We start from the raw sequence: 17,065 nt of genomic DNA on the forward strand, positions 1-17,065 counted from the left end.
GCCAATTCACTGCGTGGCACGACTGCGCACTCCACTCACATTCAGGACCTCGTGGCACCCCTGCGCCTCGCGACCCGTGGCCGGGGTGCCGGGCTTCGCGCAAGTCACCTCGATCGTCACGGTGTCGTTCTCAGGGATCTCGATAGGGGTCACCCAGTGGTAGTCCTGGTTGCGGAAGGTCTCCAGCGCGATCGTGGTGATCTTCCGGTCGCCGAACGTGATCGTCAACACCCCCTCGTCGCCCTGGAAGTTGGCGACGACGATGTCCGTGATCTCGAAGACGCTGCCCTCGGGCACCCTGTAGGTGCCGGTCTCGGTCTCCCCGGCGGCCGTCTCCAGGTCGATGGTCGCCGAGCTCTGCCCTCCGTCGGCCGAGGGCCCGCCGTCCCCCGCGGCGCCGCCGTCACGGCCAGATCCGGATGCCGCCCCCGGCTCCTGGCCGCCGGGCTCGGCGCCCGGACCGTTGCCCTTGTCGGTACCGGCATCGGTGCCGGCACCCGGAACCTGCTCCCCGGCCGGGTCGGGACGCGGCTCGACGGCTTCTTCAGCCGCGTCCTTGGCGGCGCTGCGCACCGCCGGACGGGCCAGCGCGAACCAGGCGAGCAGCAGCGCGAGCAGCAGCGCGAGCAGTGCGAGCAGCCACTTCGGGAAGACCGGGATCTGGACGAACTCCGCGTCCAGCGGCCCTCGTACAGCGGGGTCGTCCCACCGGTCCCGTTCCTCTTCCCGGTCACCGGTTCCGGTGGTCTCGACGGTGAACGGCCACACCACGGGGGCGCCGAACCACACCGGCTTCGCGGTACGGACCCGCAGCCCGGCCTCCGCCGACTCACCGGGCTCCAGCTTCGGCTGCGCCGGGCTGAAGGCGAATCCCAGCTCCTCACCCGGCTGACCGGGGGTGAAACCGGCCTGCACCGGGGTGTTGCCCCGGTTGCGCACCGTCAGCCGGAACCGGCCGCGCAGCCAGCCGCGCCGGCGGCGCGGGGCAAGCTCGGTCTGGAGCTCGTGGAACGGCTCGATCCGCACGGTGGTTTCGGGAACCCGCACCGACTCGGGGTGCTCGGCCGGCAGGACCCGTACGCCCAGCGGCTTCTCGCCGGCCCGGATCTCCGGGGAGCGCGGCGGCGCCAGCCGGATCGTCACCGTTTCCGAGGTGCCGGGATAGAGAGAGACCCGCTGGGGCTCCACGGTGGTCCAGGCGCGGCAGTCCCCGACGACCTCCAGGCTGTACGCCTCGACGATGTCGCTGTCGTTGCGCACGGTCAGAGTGGTGGTTGCGGTGTCGCCCGGTGCCACCGTCACGGCCGGGATGTCGAGACCGGGCGCACCGGGGCTGGGAGGGGCTGGAGAAGGCGTCACGCCGTCACCGTAAGGACACGTCCGGGGCTGCCGCGAGGAGCGCGAGGGCAACGCCCGGGCAGTCACGGTGCCCGGGGAGTCACCGTCAGCTCCCCGGTACCGGCGGGTCGTTGATGCCGCGCGTTCTCCCCCGTGCGCCGCCGTTCCCCGGTGGTGCGCGCTCCGGTCCTGCACCCGCCCCCACGAATTCGAGAAAGGGGATCCCCCATGTCCTCCATCGAGGAGAACGGCCCTGCCCCCTCCGACACCGCTTTGCTCGTGACCTCCCGGACCCGGGCCGCGTGGTCCTCCCGCTCCGGTCGCCCCAGCAGGGTGACCGTGGCCGTCTATGCCGCCGATCCGGTCCTGCGCGTCGGCGTGGTCCATCAGTTGCGCCAGCGCCCCGAGGTCGACCTGGTCGACGACGCGGACGCGCACCAGGCCGAGGTGTCGCTGGTGGTCGTCGACACCGTTGACAACGAGGTCGTGGCCCTGCTGAACCGGCTGCGGCGCGCCAGCTCCACCCGCACCGGCCTGGTGATCGGCACCCTCGGAAGCGGCGCACTGCAGCGTGTCATCGAGTGCGGCGTGGCGGCGGTCCTGCGGCGCACCGAGGCCGACCAGGGCCGGCTCCTCCACCTGGTGCTGGCGATTGCCAACGGTGAGGGAGTGCTCCCCGGCGACCTGCTCGGCAAGCTGCTCACCCACGTGGGCAACCTCCAGCGTTCGGAGTTCGACCCCGGCGGGCTGTCCCTCGCCACGCTGACCACGCGTGAGGCGGACATGCTGCGCCTGGTCTCGGAGGGCCTGGACACCGCGGAGATCGCCCGCAAGACCTCGTATTCCGAACGGACCGTCAAGAACGTGCTGCACGAGATCATTACGCGCCTGCAACTGCGCAACCGGGCCCACGCGGTGGGCTACGCGCTGCGCAACGGGCTGATCTGACAGCCGAGCGCTCCGCCGGAGGGCCGCGACGTGGCGGCCGCCGTCCGGCCGGGGCGCCGTCCCAGCCGGACGTGCCACGCGGCGGAGCCGCATATCGAGACCGCCCCGCGCCCGCGGCGCGGCACGGACCGGCGACGGCGGGGAAGCAGGCGCTGCCCGAAAGCGCACCGCAGCTTTCCCCCGGGCAGGGACCCGCCGCTCTGCCCCGCCGCGTGCGGGTGGTGGAGGGTGGCCGGGGGACATCCACAAGCCGCGTCAGACTGCGAGGGGGGCCGTGATGGAAACCGCTGGCGCCGGCGGGCGGTACCGCCTGGGGAGACTCGGCGTGTCGCTGCTGCTGCTGGTCCCGCTGCTCGGGGTGACCGCGAGCAGCGGGCCGGGCAGCGCCGAGCCGCAGGTGAAGGACGCCGCGGACACCCTCGACGCCCCGGACACCCGGGTCGCGTACGCCGGTACCCGCCACCGCAGTCTCGGCCAGGTGGCCACCACGACCTCCAGCACACCGCTGTTCGGTGACGGCCCGGCCCACTACGACGTCCACCCGTCCGCCCTCGGCGGCCAGTTGGTCTTCGCCAGCCGCCGCGACGAGAAGAACCCGCAGATCTATCTGAGGTCCGCCGACGGTTCGGTCCGCAGGCTCACCACCGGCCGGGACGCGGCGCACCCCCGGCTGACGCCGGACGGCCAGGCCGTGGTGTTCGACTCGGCCGAACCAGGCGGCCCGGACGGCGGGACGCAGCGCGACCTGTGGCTGGTGCGCACCGACGGCACCGGCCTGACCCGGCTCACCGACACGGCCGAGGACGAGGAGTGCCCGACGGTCTCCCCGGACGGGCAGCGGATCGCGTACTCCGGCGACAGCGGCCAGGCCCTCGGACCGCAGATCTACGTACGTCCCCTCGCAGGCGGCACCGCCGTCCGGGTCACCGACCCCGCGAACGGCGCGGGCACCGAGCCGGTGTGGAACCCGGTGGACGACGACGAGAACCGGGACTGGATCGCGTACACCGCCACGACCACCGCCGTCGACGGGCAGAGCGTGCCCCGGCTGCGGGTGGCGAACGCGAACGGGACCGGTGACGAACCGCTGCTCGGGGGCGCGCAGGCCGAGTGGCGTGCCCACGGGGCAACGTGGCTGCCCGACGGGGACGGTGTGGTGTTCCTCAGCCCCGAGATCACCTGTGAGTGCGAGGGCGACTACGACCACGTGTTCCGGACGACCGCGCACTCCGAGGAGGTCCCCTCGCTGGTGCTGGACGAGGACCGGGAGGTCGGCTCGCCCACCTGGCTCGGCCCGCTCGACGGCGGCGGCGTGGTGGTGGAGCGCACCTCGGCGGCCGGCCCGCACGTAGCGACGCTGCAGGACGTACGGATGGACGGGGCCGATCCCCGCGACCTGGGGCTGACGATCCTCAAGGAGGACCCGGAGGCCGACACCGACGTGAGCGAGGACCGGCTGTTCCAGCCCGGGCCCGGCTACGACCCGTGGACCGAGCGGCAGACCTACACGCCCGACGGCCGCCGCATCGCGGTGACCCGCTTCGAGGACACGCAGGACACGCCCCCCAGCCGGATCGAGCGGATCTGGACGGCGGACGCCGACGGCTCGAACGCGGCACCCCTGCCGCTCGCCGGACGCGGCCCCGACGACTGGGACACCGACCCGGCGTTCTCCCCGGACGGCACTTCCCTGGCCTTCACCCGGACGTCGCCGGGCGGCACCGGGGATGCCGCGGGCCCCAGCCGTGTGCTGATCGCGGACGTCGCCACCGGTGCGATCACCGGTGAGATCACCCCGCCCGCCGGGCAGCTCCAGGGCCAGGACGCCCAGCCCGCCTGGTCCCCCGACGGGACCACCCTGGCCTTCACCCGCAACCACGTGATCGACGGGGCCGGCGGCAACAAGCACATCTGGACCGTGCCCGTGGACGACCTGGGCGCGCAGCAGGACCTGAGCGTGGCGAACTGCCCGGGCGACTGCCAGGTCATCGACGACAGTCCGGCGTTCTCCCCGGACGGGCTCAGCATCGCCTTCAACCGCAAGAACGGCGCCGGCGCCGACGACGAACAGAACGGCCTGCTCCTGACGTCCCCGTCGGGCGACGACTGCCGGGTGCTGCTGCCCACCGCCGCCCGGGACCTGGCCGGCGCCTGCGGCCAGGAGCTGCCGGACACCTCGGTCACCGGCCCGCACCAGCCGAGGGACGCCGCCTGGACCGGCGACGGAACGGGCATCGTGTTCAGCTCACGCGCCGGGTCCGCGGCCACCAGTCCCGAGAAGCTGCGGATCCTGGACATCGCGTCCGGCGACGTCACCCCCCTCACCGCCGGTCTGGCCGGCCGGCAGAAGGAACCGAGCGTGCAGCAGTCCGTGGACCTCGCACTTGAGGCGCCCGGTACGGTTCCGGCGGTCACCGTCGGCGAGTCGGCCACGGTCCGCGTCGACGTGGTGAACAACGGCCCCGCCGTCTCCCCCGGCGCCACGCTGACCACCGCCCCGCCGGCCGGCGTGCAGATCACCGGGATCACCCGGCCCGGCGGCACCTGCGCTGCCGCCTCGCTCCAGTGCGACGTCGGCGTGCTGGAGCCCGGCGCGACCGTGCCGGTCGAGGTGACCCTCACCGGGCTCACGCCCGGCGACGCGCCGGTGGACTGGTCGGTCACCGGTACGGTCCTGGATCCGCAGCCCAGCGACAACACGGGCCGGACCGTGGTACCGGTGGTCGAGGAGGACGCACCGCCCCCGACGACACCTCCCCCGCCGCCGCCCCCGGCAACGACGCCGACACCCACCCCGCCGCCCGGCACACCGCCCGCCGCGCCCCCGGAGGTCCAGGAGCCGGAGGCCGGACCCGCGGTGCGCGTCACCGCCCGGCCGAACCCCGGCTACGTCGGCGGGCGCGTCGTGGTGACGTACACCGTGCGCAACGGCCGCAACGCGCTGGCGACCGGGCTGCGCCTGCGCATCGGGCTGCCCGCGGGCATCCCGGACAACGGGCCGCCCCCGGGCTGCGACGAGCGCTGGGTGTGCGCGCTGCCGGATCTCGGGCCGGGCGACAGCACCGGCGTCCGGGTGGTCCTCAGTCCCGACGAGGCGCTGACCGCTGACGTGACCGGAGAGCTCACCACCACCGGGACGGACGCCGACCGCGGCGACAACACCGCACGGGAGCGGCTGCGTATCCTCCGGCCGCGCATCGTCGCGGTGCCGGAGGTCGGCAAGCCCGGCTTCGTCACCTCCGTGCGCGGCAGGGACTTCCCGCCGGGGGTGCCGGTGCGGTTCACCTGGAACCCGGGGATCACCGCGGCGGCGGCCCCGACCGTGCCGAAGCCGGACGGCACTTTCATCGGCCAACTCCTCATCCTCGCCAAGGACCAGACCGGGCCGCGCAGAATCACCGCCGCCGGCCCCGGGTTCGCACCGGCGAGAACCGGCTTCCTGGTGGTCAGCGGCAGCGTGCAGCCGCCGGACGAGGTGACCCGCCGATGATCCACGAGGTCGACGAGGGGCTGCGCCGGCTGCTCGCCGAGTCCGGCCTGGAGGCGTCGGGCGTCGAGGTGGTCTTCGACGCCCCCACCCGGGACTGGGCGGCGCGCCGCAGCGCACCGACGGTCTGCGTCTTCCTGTACGACATCCGCGAGGACACCGGCCGGCGCGGCAGCGGGGCCGGGGAGGTGTACGACGCGGCCGGGCACGTCGTGGCGCGGCGCGCCCCGCCACGCTGGTTCGAGCTGACGTACCTGGTCACGGCGTGGGCGGGCCGCCCGCAGGACGAACACCGGCTGCTCGCGCAGGTGCTCGCCTGCCTGGTGGCCTTCGACACCCTGCCCGGGCGGCTGCTCACCGGCACCCTCGCGGAACTGGGCCTGACCGTGGGCCTGGACACCACGGGGGCCGGAGCCGACGTACCGGCCGCCGCCGACGTGTGGTCGGCGCTCGGCGGGGAGCTGAAGGCGTCCCTCGGGGTACGGGTACGGGCCCCGCTCGCCGGGGTGAGCACGGTCGCCGCGCCGCCGGTCACCGAGGGGCTCGTCGTGCGCTCCGCCACCCGGGACGCCCGGCGCGAAGACCCCGAGGACGGAGAACGCGGAGACGGACGACACGCGGGCGTGGCAACGGAGCCGGGGCGCCGGCTGCGCTACGCGGAGACGAGCGATCCGGGCCCGGACGGCTTCGCCGGCCCGCGCGAGCGGGGCCCGGCCCCGGCCCGGCGCCGCCGCAGGGGAGACCGTCACCCGTGACCCGCACCGCGGAACCGCCCGCCACCGCCCGTACACAGGCCAAGCGCGACGGCGAAGTCCGGCCGCCCGGCGCCGAGCACCTGTGGACGCGGCTCCGCCTGGTCGAGGAGCGGGTGCGGCGGGCGGTGGCGGTGCGGCGGGACGCCGACCCCGACCCCGACGACCCGTACCGCGGCCAGTACCTCACCCCCGAGGCGGCGGCCCGCATCCTGGCCGAGCCGGGCGGTCTCGACGTACCCGGCCACGAACCCCGGCAGCCCCCCGCCGGTTCCCTCCTCGGCACTCTCGCCGCACGGTTCGGGCTGTCGCCGCTGGACCTGGACCTGCTTCTCGTCGCGGTGGCACCCGATCTGGACGCGCGGTTCGAGCGGCTCTACGGCTACCTCAACGACGACCTGACGCGCCGCCGGCCCACGGTCGGGCTCGCGCTGGAGCTGTGCGGGCTCGCCGGGGCGGCGCCCGGGCGGTTCCGGCTCACCCACGGAGCGCCGCTGGTCGCGGGTGGTCTGGTGACGGTCACCGAGCCGGAACGGCCGCCGCTCTCCCGCGTCCTGGTGGTGCCCGACCGGGTCACCGGGCACCTCCTGGGCAGCGCGCAGCACGACGCCCGGCTCGCCGGGGTGCTCGGCGAGGCCCGGGAGGATCCGACGGCCGAGGCGGCGGAGGTGCAGCGGACGGCGGCGGCGGCCGGGACCGGTGCCGTCCACCTGCGCAGCCAGCGCGGCGACGCCGAGGGCCTGGCCGTCGCCGCCCTGCACACGGCCGGGCCGTACCCGCTCGCCGTGCACGCGGCGGCACTCGCCCCGCACGCGGGTGACGTGCCGGAGCTGGCCCGCGTGCTCGCCCGTGAAGCGCGCCTCACCGGCGCGGGAGTCGTCCTCGGTCCGCTGGAGGCGCTGCCCGGGGAGCCCGCGGAACGGGCCCGCACGCTGCGGGCGTTGTGCACGGCGCTGCGCGGCATCCCGCTGATCACGTACGGCACCGCCGGCTGGGACCCGGCGTGGGCGCCCGACACCCCCGTCGTACTGACCGTGCCCGCCCCTTCTCCCGGACGCCAGGCTGCGCGCTGGCAGCACGCCCTGGAGCGCGCCGCCGCCGGTGACGGCTTGGTGACCGGCGACGCCGCGGAACTCGCCCGCGCGGTGGCCGCGCACCGCCTGGACTCCGGGCAGTTGCGCCGCGCCGCCGATGTGGCCGTACGCACCGCCCGCCTCGGGGGCCGTCCGGTCCGCGCCGACGATCTGCGGGCCGCCGTACGGGCCCAGAACGGCGCGGGTCTTGACCGGCTGGCCCGCCGGGTGGAGCCGGCGGTCGGCTGGGACGACCTGGTGCTCCCGCCGCTCACCCACCGGCGGCTGCGCGAACTCGCGCTGCGCGCCCGCCATCGCGAGCAGGTGCTCGGGCAGTGGGGCATGCGGCCCGGCGGCGGCCGGGGGCGCGGTGTGATCGCCCTGTTCGCGGGTGAGTCGGGCACCGGCAAGACCATGTCCGCCGAGGTCGTCGCGGCGGATCTGGGCATGGACCTGTACGTGGTGGACCTGTCCACGGTCGTCGACAAATACGTCGGGGAGACCGAGAAGAACCTGGAGCGGATCTTCACCGAGGCGTCGGTGGTCAACGCGGTGCTGCTCTTCGACGAGGCCGACGCGGTCTTCGGCAAGCGCTCCGAGGCGAAGGACGCGCACGACCGGTACGCCAACATCGAGTCGGCGTACCTGCTCCAGCGCATGGAGTCGTTCGACGGGATCGCGGTGCTGACCACCAACCTGCGGGCCAACCTGGACGAGGCGTTCACACGGCGCCTGGACGTGGTGGCCGACTTCCCGGTACCCGACGCCGGCCAGCGCCTCGCCCTGTGGGAACGGTGCCTGGGCGACCGGCTGCCCCGCGCCGGCGACCTGGACCTCGGCTTCTGCGCGGACCGCTTCGAGCTGGCCGGCGGCTCGATCCGGTCCTGCGCGGTGACGGCGGCGTACCTCGCGGCGGAGTCCGGCGGGCCGGTCACCATGCGGCAGGTGGTGAGAGCGGTCGCGCAGGAGTACCGCAAGCTCGGACGGCTGGTCCTGGAGGGGGAGTTCGGGGCGTGGCTGGCGGAGGTCGCCGACGGGTGAAGGCGGGCCACGAGCCGGGTCGGCACCGATGCCGCCCCGCCAGGCGTTGTCACGCGCCGCTCCTTCAGTCCACGTCCATGGCGTCGTCGCTGTCGAAATCGCTGTCGGTGCTGTTCGACAGCGTGCCCCTGGCGATCATCTTGGGGGACGTCAGCACGTATTCGCCCGTGTTCGGGTCCGGAAGGTACTCGTGGATGAAGTACTCCAGTGTCCTCGGTACGTCCCTCAATCCGAACTGGTCGTCGGGCTCGGACATCCGTACCTCGAAGCGCACGACCCGCCCTTGTTCGAGCACCATGCGCTTGACGCGGCTCTCGGCCTTCCGCTCGAACTCCGAGTTGAGACTGCTGCTCATCGGGACGAGGTTGCGCGGCTCGGCGGGACCGTGGAGATGGTGGTTGAGGAGGTGGCCGCGGATGGCCCCGGCTCCCAAGGCCGCACCTTCCGGCTCGAAACCCACCTGCCCGGCCGGGGGCAGGAGGGTGAGCGGGTCGGCGACCATGGACTTGCCCATGACATGCGGGATCTCGTCGTCGTACTCGTCGAAACTGGAGAAGGTGCCCGTCTTGAAGGTGACCTTGGTGCGGGGCATACGGGCGAGTGGCGTGCGGACGTTGTTCTGGGCGTGGAAGGCGCTGACGGCCTGGTGTGCCGCTTCCAGCACCTCCTGGACCACCTGCCCGTAGCCCTTGGTCCACGGGAACTTCAGCTGGTTCCACAACACGGCGATCCTGGAACCGCCGCCCTCCGCGTCGAAGTCGAGTTCGGTATCCGGGTCGGGACCACTGGCCGTCTTGTTGACCAGATATTTCACCTGTCCGTTCTGGAAGATCTCGACCTTCTGCTCGTAGCCGTCGTCCCTCTTCCCCTCGTCCTCGTCGTCCTCGCGCTCGAAGACATGGCAGACGATGGAGAGCGGAAGAGGGTCCGTGCCGTTGGCGACTACGGTGACTTCGTAACTGAAGGTGCCGTGCTCGTTGTAGACCATCTTCTTGAGAGGATCCTCGACGAGCTGGCTGTGTTTCCTGTTGAGCGCGGGCATGAACGGCGCGAGGTTCCTCTGGTCGGCCGGGCCGTGGAGGTGGGCGTTGAGGAGGTGGCCTTCGACCGCCCCGCCGAGGTTGGCGTAGGCGCCGGTGGTCGCGTCGGAACCGGCGGCGCCGCGCAGCGTGAGCGGGTTGGCCAGCATGTACGTTCCGCGGGGCACTCCCCCCACCGTCACGACCGGGCCGTAGGTGACGGCGGTCTGCGGGATGTCGTTGTCCTCCCCGAACTTGTTGCTGAGTGCCTGCTGCACCTCCCCCTTTCCGCTGCTCCAGCCGTTCGACAGTTTCTCGTAGGTCAGCAGGATCTGGTGGACGTCCACCGCGGTGGGGTGCGGCGCGGCATTGCGCAGCGTTTCCCAGTCCCGCAGGGGAGTGGTGTCGTAGGGCATGGGGTCCACGTAGTTCAGGAGCTTGATGGGGGCTCGCTGTACGGCGGCCGTTCCCGCGCCGGCCGCCGGGGCGGCACGCTGGACGTGGCCGGCGTGCTCCCCTTCCCGGGTCTGCTCGGCGACGGGGCCGGAAGGGGCCGACGTGGAACCGGACATGACCCGTCGGGCGGTGGCCTCGGCGTCGCGCTCGAAGCGGTCGGACGGGTCGGACAGCCTCAGTCCGGCCCCGCTGCCGGTCCCGGCGACGGGACCCTGACGCTGCTGGACGACATGGGTGAGCTCGTGAGCCAGGGTGTGCTTGTCCGCGCCGCCTTCGCCGATGACGACATCGCTGCCGGAGGTGTAGGCGCGTGCCCCGATGGCCTGGGCCGACCGGGCGGCCGAGGGCCCGGTGTGGAGCCGTACATCGGAGAAGTCGGTGCCGAACCGGGACTCCATCTCCCGGCGTACCGGCGCGGCGAGGGGCCGGCCTGCGGACCGCAGCACGCCCCGCACCCCGGGGTCCGGCTGCTCCGGGGCGGGCGCGGCGCGCTCGCGGCGGGCGATCATGCCGGCAACCGCGGCGTTGCCCGCGACGCGCTGCATCGCCGTCAGCGTGCCGGCGGTGAGCGGGGGCGGTACGGCGGCGCCCGCCGAGGGCGTCTTCCGGCCGGCGGCGGTGCCGTGTGCCGGCTGCTCGTCGCGGGCCCGCTCGGCGTGCGACCTGGACGTCCGCATCCGCTGCCTCCTTGTCGCCGCACTCCTGGTGGGGTGCGGCCCCCAGGGGACCGCGTGGGCGCCCGGCGCGTCCAGGTCCGTAGGGGCAGAGCAGGGGCAGCCCCGGGTGGCGGCCGGACGGTCGGCGGGCGGCAGGGAAAGGTAACGGCCCTGCCCCCGGCCAGGTCCGTACGTCCCTGCCGCCCGCGCGGGCCCCTCGCGCAGACTCGCCCTGGACACAGGTGACCGGCTGTAAAGACCCGAAGGAGCGAGCATGCCGACGTACCTCACCCCGGGCGTGTACGTGGAGGAGGTGCAGTCCGGTGCCCGGCCGATCGAAGGGGTCGGCACCGCCGTCGCCGCGTTCGTCGGGCTCGCCGGGAACGGCCCGTTCCACACGCCGACGCTGGTCACCAACTGGGACCAGTACACCCAGCAGTTCGGCGGCTTCACCGAGGGCACGTACCTGTCCCACGCGGTCTACGGATACTTCGCCAACGGCGGTGGCGCCGCGTACGTGGTGCGGATCGGCGGCGCCGCCGAGGACGCCTCCGCCCCGGTCGCCGGCGGCGCCCGGCGGGGGGCAGCGGCGGTGCAGCCGGCGCAGCTCGGCGGCTTCCTGGTCGCGGCCAGGGCCGGCGCCTCCGGAGTGTCGGTGGAGATCGCCGACGCGGACGGCGAGAAGCCGCCTGCGGACCGCTTCAGGGTCCTGGTCCACCAGGGCGGCGAGGTGGTGGAGACGTACGACGTCTCCACCCGCAAGAACGTCAAGGGGTACCTGGTCACCCAGGCCCGTGCCTCCAAGCTGATCGAGGTCACCGAAGAGCAGGGCGCCGCCCAGAGCAGGCCCGCCAACCAGACGGTGGCGCTGGCCGACGCCCCGGCCGCGCCTGCCGCCGCCGCTCCCGGCTCCGGCGAGGTGGCGCGCCTCGACCCGGCCGAGTACGTCGGCGACGCCGGGGCCCGCACCGGGTTCGCCGGCCTGGAGAGCATCGACGAGATCACCATGGTCGCGGTGCCGGACCTGATGAGCGCCTGCCAGCGCGGCGCCATCGACGCCGAGGGCGTCCGTACCGTACAGCTCGCCGTGATCTCGCACTGCGAGCAGATGGGCGACCGGGTGGCGGTCCTGGACGCCCCGCCGGGGCTCTCCGCCCAGCAGGTGCGCACCTGGCGCAACGACGAGGCGGGCTACGACTCCCGGTACGCCACCCTCTACTACCCGTGGGTGCGGGTCTTCGACCCGGCCCTCGGCCGCAACACGGCCGTGCCGCCGAGCGGTCACATCGCCGGCGTGTGGGCGCGCAGCGACGCCGAGCGCGGTGTGCACAAGGCGCCGGCCAACGAGGTGATCCGCGGCGCGGTGGACCTGGAGATCCGGCTCAGCAAGGGTGAGCAGGACCTGCTGAACCCGATCGGCGTGAACTGCGTACGGGCCTTCCCGGGCCGGGGCATCCGGATCTGGGGCGCCCGCACCCTCTCCTCCGACCCCGCCTGGCGCTACCTGAACGTGCGCCGGCTGTTCAACTACCTCGAGGAGTCGATCCTGCTGGGCACCCAGTGGGTGGTCTTCGAGCCGAACGACGACCGGCTGTGGGCCAGCATCCGCCGCAACATCACCGCGTTCCTCAGCGAGGAATGGCGCCGGGGTGCGCTCTTCGGCCGCACCGCCGACGAGGCGTTCTACGTGAAGTGCGACCGCGACAACAACCCGCAGGAGTCCATCGACCAGGGCCGGGTCGTCTGCGAGATCGGCGTCTCGCCGGTCAAGCCCGCCGAGTTCGTGGTGTTCCGGCTGGCCCAGTTCTCCGACAGCACCAGCCTCATCGACGAGTGACCCGCGGGTCCACAAGGAAGGGTTGACAGACAGACATGGCAACGGGCGATGCTCTTTCCACCCACGTCTTCGGCGTGCAGCTCGGCGGCTACCTGGTCGAGTCGATCCAGGAGATCAGCGGGCTGACCGTCGAGGAGGAGGTCGTCGAGGTCAAGCAGGTCAGCGACCAGGGCAAGCAGATCATCCGCAAGCAGCCGGGGGCCCGGCAGGCCGGCGAGATCACGATCACCCGGGGACTCGACCAGAGCAGCGAGTTCACCAAGTGGATCAAGGAGACCCTGAACAACGGGGCCGTCAACTCCGCCCGGCAGAACCTCACCATCGAGATCAAGGACTCCGAGGGCAACACGGTCCGCCGTATCCAGTTGATGCAGGGCTGGGCCTCCAAGTGGGAGGGCCCGTCCCTGAAGGCGGGCGAGTCGTCCCCGGCCACCGAGTCCGTCACGATCGTGTTCGAGGAGATCGTCGTCGAATGAGGCGCCGTACGGTGAAGGCGGGCAGCCTGGAGGAGATCCTCCAGGTGACGGCGCCGGCCCAGGCGCCTGAGCAGGCGGCGGCCACCCCCGCCCCCGACGCCCCGCCGCGCCAGGAGGAGCAGGGGCTGCGCACGGAGTTCGAGTTCGAGCTGCCGCGCGGGTACGTGGACGAGTCGGGCACCGTGCACCGGCACGGCGCGATGCGGCTGGCCACGGCCCGTGACGAACTGCGGCCCCAGATCGATCTGCGGGTCAAGGAGAACCCGGCGTATCTGAGCGTGGTGCTGCTCAGCCAGGTGATCACCCGGATCGGGACGGTCACCGACGTGCACGCCGGGATCGTGGAGCGGATGTACGCCACCGACGTCGCGTTCCTCCAGGACTTCTACCGCCGCGTCAACAGCGAGGGCCACACCCGCGCGGCGGTGACCTGCCCGCACTGCGAGGGCGGCTTCGAGGTCGACCTCTCGGGTGGGCGCCTGGGGGAATCGTGACGTACGCCCTTCCCCGGCTCCGGGAGGAGATCGCGTACGTCGCCTACCACTTCCACTGGCCGCGTGAGGAGATCCTCGGCCTGACCCACGGCGAACGCCGGCAGTGGGTGGCGGAGATCGCCCGTATCAACACCCGTATGAACGAAGGCGGTTGAGCACATGGGATGGCGGGACAGGCTGCGCCGCCGGTCCGGTGCGCCGGGCTCCGGTGACGGCGGCGGCGCGGGCACGTCCGGTGCCCCGGGCTCTTCGGTGTCCGGGCCTCCGGGTTCCGCCGCGTCCGGTGCCCCGGCTCCTTCCGTGCCCGCCGACTGGGACGGCGGCTGGCGCCGCACCGCGCCGCCGACGCTCACCGTGGCCCGTGCCCCGCTCGGCGTCAGCGACGGCCTCGCCTTCCGCGCCGGCCTCGCCGCCTGGAAGAACCCGTCCTTCGGCCACGGCCTCGGCCACGCCCTGCTGCCCACCGCTCCGACCGGCCTGGTCCGCGACGTCACCCGCCCGGCCGCCCGGCAGCCCGTCCACACCGTCGGAGGGCCGCTGCTGCTCCGGGCCGTACGGCCGGAGGGGGCGGACGAGCCGGGGGGCGGTCCGCCGGACACGGGATCCGGGACCGGGCCCGCGGACGGGCGGGGCGGTGACAACGGCGGTGCGGGCGGGGGGCGTTCGAGCGACGCTCCCCGGAGTCGCGGCCTCACGTCCACGGACTCCCCCGCGGTGCTCTCCGCGCCCGCTCCTTCCGTCCAACGGGCCGTGGCTGAGAGCAGCGCCCCGGTCCTGAGCCCCGCCGGCACCGGCCGCCGGCCGGCCGCTCCGGAGATCCCGCTGATACGACGGGTGGCGGTGCTCCCGGGAGCGGCCGGCGACGGCGCGGCCGACCGTCCCGCTTCCCGTACGCCCGCCTCCGGTACACGGTCGGGACGTGCGACGGGGCCGGACTCCGGGAGCGCGCCCCGTACGCAGGCCGGCTCGGGCAGCCGTACGCCTTCCGGCCCGGCCGTCCAGCGCACCGCGACGGGGGCTGCGGGCTCACCGCCGCGGGCATCCCGTGCCACCGGGGCCGAGGTGCCCGGTCCGGCAGTCCGGCTCCGCCCGGTGGGGCCCCGGTTGCCCGTCGCCCCTCGCCGGTCGGGGCCCGTACGCCGCCTCCCCGCCCTGCGGCCGGCCGCGCCCCCGTCGCCCGGCACCGGCCCCGTCATATCCGGCACCCCCTCCGCCACGACCACACCGGCCGGTACGGCACAGGGACCGGTCTTCCCCGCGCAGCGCACCGCCGCCCGCCCGGGAAGCCGCGCGCCCCTCGGCGCCCCGCTGAGTGAACTGCCCGCCACGGCCGCACCGTTGCCGCCGAGCGCCCCCTCGTCCGGACCGGCACTTCCCGTCGTCCAGCGCCAGGCGGACGGTACGGGCACGACCGGCGCCCCGGGCGCGTCCGACGGCGGCGGGCAGGGAACCGCCCCGGACGGCCCCGCCCCCCACTCGACCGGCACCCGCCCGACCGGCACCCGCCCGACCGGCACCCGGGCGCGCGGTGGCCTGGGCGCGCCGCTGCCCGCGCTGCCGCCGAGCGCCGGTGTGCCCGGGTCCCGTACCGGGGCCTCCCGTCCGTCGCCGACCGTCCAGCGCGCACCGGTACACCGGGACGACCGGGCACCGACCGAGCCCGCACCCCCTGCGCGGGTCGAGAGCCCGCTGCTGGGAGAGGCCGCCGTCCAGCCCAGCCTCGCGGACCGGCCCGCCACCGGGGGCACGACCCCACCCGGTTCCGCGGCCCGCGGAACCGGGCCCGCCACGCCGCTGGTGACCACGGCACCGCCCGGCGCCCGGGACGGCAACGCAGGCCCGGGGGCTGCTGCTTCGGGCGCCGCGGGTACGGGAGGACCGGGCGGCGACGCGCCACGACCCGGCACGACGCCCGACGATCCGGCTCCCGGCACGCGGCGGCCTCCGCACCCCGGTCCCCCGGGCCCGGTCGTCGTCGCCCGGGCGGCAGCCGACGGCACCGGCCGCCCTCCGGCCCGCCCCGGAGCTGCGCCACCGCGCCGCACGCTTCAGTTGCTCCCCGCGCGCCCTCACACCCTGAACACCCGGGCCCCGGAAGGCGTCGCGCCGCCCGCCGCCCACCCCGGCGACCGTCCGGTGGTCGCGGCGCGCTGGCCGGGCGCACCGGCTGACGCCCGGCCGGACTCCGCCCGGCCGCACCGGTCATCCGGGGGACCTGAGCGGGGACCATCCGCCGGCCTCCCTGCGGTAAGCGGACTGCCCACATCGGTCCCGGCGGCGGCCGGACCCGCGGCACCCCCTGCGACGCCCCCCGTCCAGCGCGCCGCGCCCGCCCACCCCGGTCCGCACGACTCGGGTGCACCCGAAGCCGGTTCCGCGGCCTCCGTGCAGCGCGCCCCGGTCGTCCGGCCCGCGCCGCCCCGCCCGGAGCCGTCCGGACCGGCCGCTTCGTCCGCCGCAGCCGCCGGCATACCCGGGCGGCCCCTGCCCGTGACCGCCCCGCAGATGCCGCCGCTCGCCGACCGCCCGCCGGTCACGGCGGGGACGCCGACGCCGGCGGGGACCGTCCCCGTGGTCCGGCCACGGAACACCGCGCCCGGCCCCGCGCCGGCGGCAGGCGCCGGGACCGGCGCACCGGGGCTGCCGGTGCAGCGTCAGTCCTCCAGCGCCGGCGACCTCGCCGTACCCAAGGGCGTACCGGCCAGGCCGGGACCGGCGCGCAGCCGGCCGCAGCCCGTCTCCGCTGCCGGTGACCTCGCCGTGCCCGAGGGCGTACCCGCGCGGGCGGTACCGGCCCGCGGGCAGTCCCGGCCGGCCTCCGGCCCGCCGGGCAGGAGGCCGGCCGGGACTGCCCCGCACGCCGGGGCGCCACAGGACACCGGTATCGACCTGGACGACCTGGCGCGCCGCCTGCTCGATCCGATGGCCCGGCTGCTGCGCACCGAGCTGCGGCGCGGGCGGGAACGTACCGGCCGCCCCTACGACGGACGCCGCTGAGGGCGCGGCAGGCAACGGACAGGGGACGAATGACAGACAGCATCTTCGCCACGAGCGTGTTCTTCAGGCTCGCGATCGGCGGCAACGACCTGGGCCCCTTCCACACCTGTTCCGGCATGGGCGCGGAGGTGGAGATGGAGAGCTATCAGGAGGGCGGCAACAACGGTTTCACCTGGCAGTTACCCGGCCGCGTGAGCTGGACGAACATCACGCTGACCCGGCCGGTCACCGCCGACACGGCGAAGATCGCCCGCTGGCTCGACGAGACGCTGAAGCGGGTCGAGCCCAAGGACGGCGAGATCGTGGCGCTGAAGCCGGACCTGACCCGGATCACCGGCTGGCAGGTGTTCGGGATCGTCCCGGTGCGCTGGCAGGGGCCGTCCTTCGACCCCGCGAGCTCGGAGGCGGCGGTGGAGACCCTGGAGATCGCCCACCAGGGGCTGCGCCCTTCCTGACGTGACCGCAGCAAGGGCTCCCCGTCCACGTATACG

General features: G+C 74.5%; 12 protein-coding genes. 10 read left to right on the top strand and 2 right to left on the bottom strand.

Annotated elements, in window-relative coordinates:
- Positions 1-6: 6 nt before the first annotated feature.
- Positions 7-1,359, bottom strand: coding sequence for a COG1470 family protein (locus tag B124_RS14995; protein ID WP_496503320.1), 1,353 nt, complete (start codon positions 1,357-1,359; stop codon positions 7-9).
- A 207-nt stretch (positions 1,360-1,566) separates the two neighbouring features.
- Here B124_RS14995 and B124_RS15000 point away from each other — a divergent pair, with 207 nt between their 5' ends.
- The 4 genes from B124_RS15000 (at position 1,567) to B124_RS15015 (ending at position 8,639) form a co-directional block, all read left to right on the top strand.
- Positions 1,567-2,286: a helix-turn-helix transcriptional regulator gene (locus tag B124_RS15000; protein WP_496503321.1), complete on the top strand. Its 720-nt coding sequence runs from the start codon at positions 1,567-1,569 to the stop codon at positions 2,284-2,286.
- A gap of 277 nt (positions 2,287-2,563) precedes the next feature.
- Complete coding sequence (locus tag B124_RS15005) at positions 2,564-5,776, top strand: hypothetical protein (RefSeq protein ID WP_496503322.1); 3,213 nt, start codon at positions 2,564-2,566, stop codon at positions 5,774-5,776.
- Positions 5,773-6,528, top strand: coding sequence for a Pvc16 family protein (locus B124_RS15010; protein WP_496503323.1), 756 nt, complete (start codon positions 5,773-5,775; stop codon positions 6,526-6,528). Before B124_RS15005 ends, B124_RS15010 begins: the two co-directional genes overlap by 4 nt.
- Before the next feature lie 80 nt (positions 6,529-6,608).
- Positions 6,609-8,639 (top strand): ATP-binding protein, encoded by a 2,031-nt coding sequence (locus B124_RS15015; protein ID WP_496503388.1) that lies wholly within the window; start codon positions 6,609-6,611, stop codon positions 8,637-8,639.
- Between the two features lie 64 nt (positions 8,640-8,703).
- On the opposite strand, the gene B124_RS15020 is transcribed toward B124_RS15015, so the two are convergent.
- Positions 8,704-10,791: an eCIS core domain-containing protein gene (locus B124_RS15020; RefSeq protein ID WP_496503324.1), complete on the bottom strand. Its 2,088-nt coding sequence runs from the start codon at positions 10,789-10,791 to the stop codon at positions 8,704-8,706.
- Between the two features lie 253 nt (positions 10,792-11,044).
- Here B124_RS15020 and B124_RS15025 point away from each other — a divergent pair, with 253 nt between their 5' ends.
- The 6 genes from B124_RS15025 (at position 11,045) to B124_RS15050 (ending at position 17,029) form a co-directional block, all read left to right on the top strand.
- Positions 11,045-12,607 carry a phage tail sheath family protein gene (locus B124_RS15025; RefSeq protein ID WP_496503325.1) on the top strand — a complete coding sequence of 521 codons (1,563 nt, stop codon included), beginning with the start codon at positions 11,045-11,047 and terminating at the stop codon, positions 12,605-12,607.
- Between the two features lie 35 nt (positions 12,608-12,642).
- A complete protein-coding gene (locus B124_RS15030; RefSeq protein WP_496503326.1) occupies positions 12,643-13,083 on the top strand; it encodes a phage tail protein in 441 nt (146 codons plus the stop codon).
- A complete protein-coding gene (locus B124_RS15035; protein ID WP_496503327.1) occupies positions 13,080-13,577 on the top strand; it encodes a hypothetical protein in 498 nt (165 codons plus the stop codon). The genes B124_RS15030 and B124_RS15035 overlap by 4 nt, the downstream gene beginning before the upstream one ends.
- Complete coding sequence (locus B124_RS15040; protein WP_199788942.1) at positions 13,574-13,732, top strand: DUF6760 family protein; 159 nt, start codon at positions 13,574-13,576, stop codon at positions 13,730-13,732. The genes B124_RS15035 and B124_RS15040 overlap by 4 nt, the downstream gene beginning before the upstream one ends.
- A gap of 2,335 nt (positions 13,733-16,067) precedes the next feature.
- The gene (locus tag B124_RS15045) at positions 16,068-16,574 is read left to right on the top strand and encodes a hypothetical protein (RefSeq protein WP_496503328.1); all 507 of its coding nucleotides are present in this window, start codon (positions 16,068-16,070) and stop codon (positions 16,572-16,574) included.
- A 29-nt stretch (positions 16,575-16,603) separates the two neighbouring features.
- Positions 16,604-17,029, top strand: coding sequence for a phage tail protein (locus B124_RS15050; RefSeq protein WP_496503329.1), 426 nt, complete (start codon positions 16,604-16,606; stop codon positions 17,027-17,029).
- The last annotated feature ends 36 nt before the right edge of the window (positions 17,030-17,065 follow it).

It is taken from the genome of Streptomyces sp. CNP082 (assembly GCF_059570535.1).